Origin of the sequence: Streptomyces sp. RPT161, assembly GCF_027533845.1 — a bacterium.
Taxonomy (GTDB): Bacteria; Actinomycetota; Actinomycetes; order Streptomycetales; family Streptomycetaceae; genus Streptantibioticus_A; species Streptantibioticus_A silvisoli_A.
This window is the reverse complement of record NZ_JAPZVN010000051.1, coordinates 1-5,252: the sequence shown is the minus strand read 5'-3', so window position 1 is coordinate 5,252 and position 5,252 is coordinate 1. Positions and strand designations below refer to the sequence as shown.

At 70.7% G+C, this 5,252-nt stretch carries 4 protein-coding genes; all 4 read left to right on the top strand.

Annotated features, from left to right (window positions below; genetic code table 11):
• Positions 1-202: 202 nt before the first annotated feature.
• Positions 203-1,528, top strand: a complete 1,326-nt coding sequence (gene dgt, locus O5O46_RS34765; RefSeq protein WP_269859683.1) for a dGTP triphosphohydrolase — start codon at positions 203-205, stop codon at positions 1,526-1,528.
• A 172-nt stretch (positions 1,529-1,700) separates the two neighbouring features.
• Entirely contained in the window at positions 1,701-3,965 is a 2,265-nt protein-coding gene (locus O5O46_RS34760) for an ATP-binding SpoIIE family protein phosphatase (protein WP_269859682.1), read from the top strand.
• Complete coding sequence (locus O5O46_RS34755; protein ID WP_269859681.1) at positions 3,949-4,359, top strand: cytidine deaminase family protein; 411 nt, start codon at positions 3,949-3,951, stop codon at positions 4,357-4,359. Before O5O46_RS34760 ends, O5O46_RS34755 begins: the two co-directional genes overlap by 17 nt.
• A gap of 83 nt (positions 4,360-4,442) precedes the next feature.
• Positions 4,443-5,252: SAM-dependent methyltransferase (locus tag O5O46_RS34750; protein WP_269859680.1), on the top strand; the 810-nt coding region annotated here is incomplete at its 3' end.

Below are 5,252 nucleotides of genomic sequence, written 5' to 3'. Positions count from 1 at the left end.
TGGGGCAAGACCCCCCTCAGTGGGTCAAATCGGGCAATTAGCGATCACTGGAAGCGTGTAGTCGCAGGTCAATGGGGGTAAAGTTCGAAAACTGACCGATTGGTCCACCTTTGCGGGGAGAGGTACGTCACACCAGGGGCCGGTCCGCCGGGGGACGGTCGCCCTACCTGTCCGGCCAGCTCACGCCGCGTACCATCGCCGCATGCGACCGGCCAAATACAGCGACGAGGACCTGGAACAGCACGCACTGCGCCGCAGGGTGTCCGATGAGGGGCAGCGCTCCGGGTTCGAGCATGACGTCGACCGGATCCTGTACTCCACCCAGTGGCGGGCGCTGGCGGGCAAGAGCCAGGTGGTGGCCAGCGGTGAACTCGGCGCCTACCACACGCGGTTGACGCACTCGATGAAGGTGGCACAGCTCGGTCGACGGATGGCCGAACGCCTGGAACGTCGCTACGGCGGCCCCAACCCGGCGCTGGTGGAAGCCGCCTGTATGGCCCACGACATCGGCCATCCGCCCTTCGGGCACGCGGGCGAGACGGCGCTGCGCGCCACCATGGACGAACTGCGGGAGGCGGACCGCGCGCTAGACAGCTTCGAGGGCAACGCCCAGACCCTGCGGGTACTGACCTTCCTGGCCGCGCACAAGTACCCGGGCCACCGCGGGCTGCACCTCACCCGGGCCTGCCTCGACGCGTCCACCAAGTACCCGTGGGAGCGTGCCCCGTCGGCCGAGGACCCGGCACGGCACGCCAAGTGGGGCGTGTACGCGGCCGACCGGGAGGCCTTCGCCTGGGTGCGGGCGGGCCGCACCGGAACCGAGGTACCGGTCGAGGAGCAGGTGATGGACTGGGCCGACGACGTCACCTACGCCTGCCACGACGTGGAGGACTTCTACCGCACCGGCCTGATCCCGCTGGCCGCCCTGTTCCCACCGGACGGTGCCGCCGGCGGTGACACCGAACGTGAGACCAGGCGCTTCCTGGACTACGTGGCGGCCAAACGGGCCGGCGCCGGGCAGCCGTTCGACCGCGCCGAGGCGCGGCAGCTGATGGCCGACATCGGCAAGCGGCTCCAGGTTCCCGCGCCCTACAGCGGCAGTCATGAGGACGCCGTCGCGGTGAACCGGCGCACCGCCGACCTGATCGCCTACTTCACCCGGGACATCCACCTCGAAGTCGGCGGCGCGGCCGCCATCCGCTACGGTGCGCGCCTGGTCATCCCCCAAGAGCGGCGCGCGGCCTGCGACTTGCTCAAGGAACTCGTCTGGTGCTACGTGATCGACCGCCCGGCGCTGGCCACGCAGCAGCACGGAAAGCGGCGCATCGTCAGCGAGTTGCTGCGGTGGAGCCATGACGCGCCCGAACTGCTGCCGCCCGAGCGGGCGGAGGAACTGCGACTCCACGGTGACCCGCTGCGCGCCGCGGCCGACCATGTCGCCTCGCTCACCGAGGACCAGGCCATCGCACTGCACCACCGGCTTTCCGGCGTCGGCCTCGGGTCCATGAACGACAACATGTGGTTGTGACGGGGACGGGAGGCCTTACCGGTGGGCCTTTTCCGGCCGACCGGAATGCCGCGTGAATTCCGTCCGCCGTGTAAAAGCCGTGATTCCGCTCGGCCGGGCTCGGCCCGGAATTACCTGGTGACGTGCCCGCGCCGCTGCGCCGTCCGGCCGGTCCGGGATAAAATCAACCCGTATGTCTGCCCATGCGGAGACCTTTCCCTCCGCGGGAGTCGAGGCGTCGGCGATGGCGAGCAGCGAGCACGGTCGATCACCGGCGGGCGGTCACGACCCTGGACCGTCCGCCGCTTCGACACAGCTCGGCGCGCGGAACGCGCTGTTCGCCGAGGCACTGGAGCGACTGGTACGGGAACTGCGGGTCCCCACCGCCATCGGCTACGTGGCCGTTGATGACGGGCAGAACCTGGTCGCGGCGGTCGTGGCGGGCCGTCCGCTGTCGATATTCACCACCGCGGAACGTGTGGGCGTGGAGAACCAGTCGTACACCGCGGCCACCGCGCACCGTACCGGAGAACAATGCGTGCGAACTTTTCCGGAAAGCATCGGAATTCCGTCCCGACTCGATGTGACAATGCCCTTCGCTTATACCGCGGCCTCCACCCCGGTGCGAGTGCCGGGAAACGCGCTGGGAGTGCTCACCCTCATCCTGGTGCCGCCGCGGACGCTGCGCCCGGAAGAACGGGAGCTGTGCACACGGGTCGCGGACGAACTGGCCCGCCAACTGGCCGGTTCGGGCGAGGGGTCTACGGAGGACTGCACCGCGATGCCGCTGCTCCTGCTGGTGGAACCCGATCAGGGGGCCGGGGAGGCGGTCAGCTTCTCCCCGCTGTACCAGGTCTTCCGGCTGGCGTCCTCACTGACCGAGGCCGTGCGGATCAGGGACGTGCTGGACGTGGTGGTGTCCCGGATCGTGGCGCCGTTGGGCGCCCAGGGCATGGCGGTCTCCGTACCGCACGACGGCCGGCAGTACCTGCTGGGGTACAGCGGAAGCGCGCCGCAGGCGGTACGCGCCGGGCCGGCCGGTTCGTCCCGGGAGGACGGGCCGCCGGTGCCGCGGTTTCCGACCGTGGGTGAACCGGCGTTCCTGGAGTCCGAAAGCGCCCTGGACGCGGCGGAGTTCGCGCTACCGGAGGACGCCGGGGCCTGCTGCGTACTGCCGTTGGTCAGCGCGGGACAGCTCGCCGGAACGTTCATGTTGTACTTCGACCACCCCCGGCGGTTCCCGGCGGAGGAACGCGCGGTCCTGGTGACGATGGCCGGACTACTCGCCCAGTCCCTGGAGCGCGCCCGCCAGTTCGAGCGGGAGCACGCGCTGGCCCGCGGCCTGCAGCAGGGATTGCTGCCGCACACCCTTCCGCACCGGGGCGAACTGGACACCGCGGCCCGCTATGTGACGGCGACCGCCGGAACCGCGGTGGGCGGCGACTGGTACGACATCGTCACCCTGCCCGACGGGAACCTGGGCCTCGTGATCGGCGACGTCGAGGGGCACAGCACGACCGCCGCGGCCAACATGGGCCAGATCCGCAGCGCGGTGCGAGCGTATGCGACCGAGGGCCATCGGCCCTCGGACCTGCTGGGACGCACCAACCGGCTGCTGACGGAGCTCGGTACGGATCTGTTCGCCACCTGCTGCTGCGTATGGCTCGACCTGGCGACCGGCACGGCCGAGCTGGCCAGCGCGGGCCATCCGGCGCCACTGCTGCGCCACCCCGGCGGCGATGTGGCGATCCCCCAGGTGCCGGTGGGGATTCCGCTCGGGGTGGCTCCCGACACCGTGTACCAATCCGTGGAGGTTCCGCTTCCGGACGGCACCATCGTCGCCCTGTACACGGTCGGCCTGGTGCACTCGCACACCGTGGACGTCTCAGACGGCACCAAGGCGCTGCGCGATCTGCTGGCGTCCGCCCATGACCAGCACCTGGAGCATCTGGCCACCCGGCTGGTCGCCATCACCGGTGAGGGCGACCAGCGCGAGGACGACGCCGCGCTGCTGCTGGCCCGGTTCACCGGAGCGCTGCCCGGCACACACCAGCGGGTCAGCAGCTTCCGGGTGGCACGTCACGACCTTGCGGCCGTCAGGGACGTGCGGGCGTTCCTCAACCGACAGCTGCGGCAGTGGGGTTGGCAGCGGATCTCCTACGAGGTGGAACTGGCCGCCACGGAACTGGTGACCAACGCGCTGGTGCACGCCGACAGCGAGGTGGACATCAGGCTGCGCGAGTACGCCGACCGGATACGCGTGGAGGTGCGTGACTCCGACCCCCGGCCGCCGCTGCCCGCGCCGATCATCGCCTCCGGCGCGGGGGAATCCGAGTCGGAACACGGCCGCGGGTTGATCATCGTGGAGTCCCTGGCCGCGTCCTGGGGGAACTCCCCGTCCGGGCGCGGAAAATCCGTCTGGTTCGAAATGGGCAAGGACGATGACGCGCCGCATTGACCATGAACTCGTGACCGCCGCGACCCGAACCGCCCAGCGCTACTGCCGCGGCGACAACCACTCCGTCGCGGCGGCGGCCCGCACCCACGGCGGCCGCATCGTCACCGCCGTGAACGCCTACCACTTCACCGGTGGCCCGTGCGCCGAACTCGTGCTCATCGGTACGGCCGCGTCCCAGGGCGACTACGACCTCTCGACCATGGTCGCGGTGGCCGACCAGGACCGGGGCATCATCCCGCCCTGCGGTCGCTGCCGCCAGGTCCTCTTCGACTACTTCCCCGCCCTCACCGTCATCGTCGGTCCCACCACCGCCCCGCGCGCCGTCTCCATCGCCGAACTGCTCCCGGACACATACGTGTGGGCGGAGCACGGCGCGGACGCTGACCGCTGCTGATGTGGCCGTGGTTCCTACGTCAGTGCGTATGGAACGAGGCGGATTCTGCGCCATCTGTTCGGGGGAATAGTACGCTCATGCTTATGACTAGCAGAGTGAAGTGGTCGGGGCCGTCACGGACCAGCCAGGCCGTGGCCGTGACCAGGGCCGAACTGGACCGGCCGTGCAGCGAGCAGGGGGACCCGCAGGCGCAGCGGCGGCTGTGCGCCGGGATGCGGGCCGTCCGTATCGACCGGCTGCGGTCCCATCTGGCCGCCCGCACCCGCTTCTTCGACGAGCAGGTGCTGGCGGCCGTCGCCTCCGGCATCCGTCAGGTCGTCGTCCTGGGCGCGGGCTACGACGACCGGGCGTTGCGGTTCCGCTCCCCAGGCGTGCGGTTCTTCGAACTCGACCACCCCGCCACCCAGACGGACAAGGCCCGGCGGCTGGCGGAGCTGCTCGCCGGGGCCGCGGGCCCGGTCCTGGCACCCGCCGACTTCCGCCAGGACGACGTGGCCGCCGTGCTGGAGGCGCACGGGCACGACGCGGAGCGGGCCTCACTGTTCATCTGCGAAGGGCTGCTCGTCTATCTGGACCAGCCCACCATCCTGCGACTCCTGGGCCGCCTGCGCTCCCGCGCGGCCGGCGGCAGCGTGCTCGCCGCCAGCCTCGCCGTACACCCCGAGGGCGAGGACTCAGAGGCACTGGCGGCCGCCGCCAACGCCCGGCGCCGCGCCGGCCGCAGCGAGCCCTGGCGCACCATCCTGCCCGCGCCCGCCCACCTGGACCTGCTCGTACGATCAGGGTGGCGCTCGCAACTCGCGGTGGACGACGCCCAGTTGGACGATGCGGCGCCGCCCGGTAGGTCACTGCTCGTCGCCGCCCAGGTGGGTGACCAGGCCACAGGCACCCTG

Bases quoted from the DNA above. Each gene is read 5' to 3' on its own strand.
- O5O46_RS34755 (WP_269859681.1), top strand. From the start codon at position 3,949: ATGACGCGCCGCATTGACCATGAACTCGTGACCGCCGCGACCCGAACC.
- dgt (WP_269859683.1), top strand. From the start codon at position 203: ATGCGACCGGCCAAATACAGCGACGAGGACCTGGAACAGCACGCACTG.
- O5O46_RS34760 (WP_269859682.1), top strand. From the start codon at position 1,701: ATGTCTGCCCATGCGGAGACCTTTCCCTCCGCGGGAGTCGAGGCGTCG.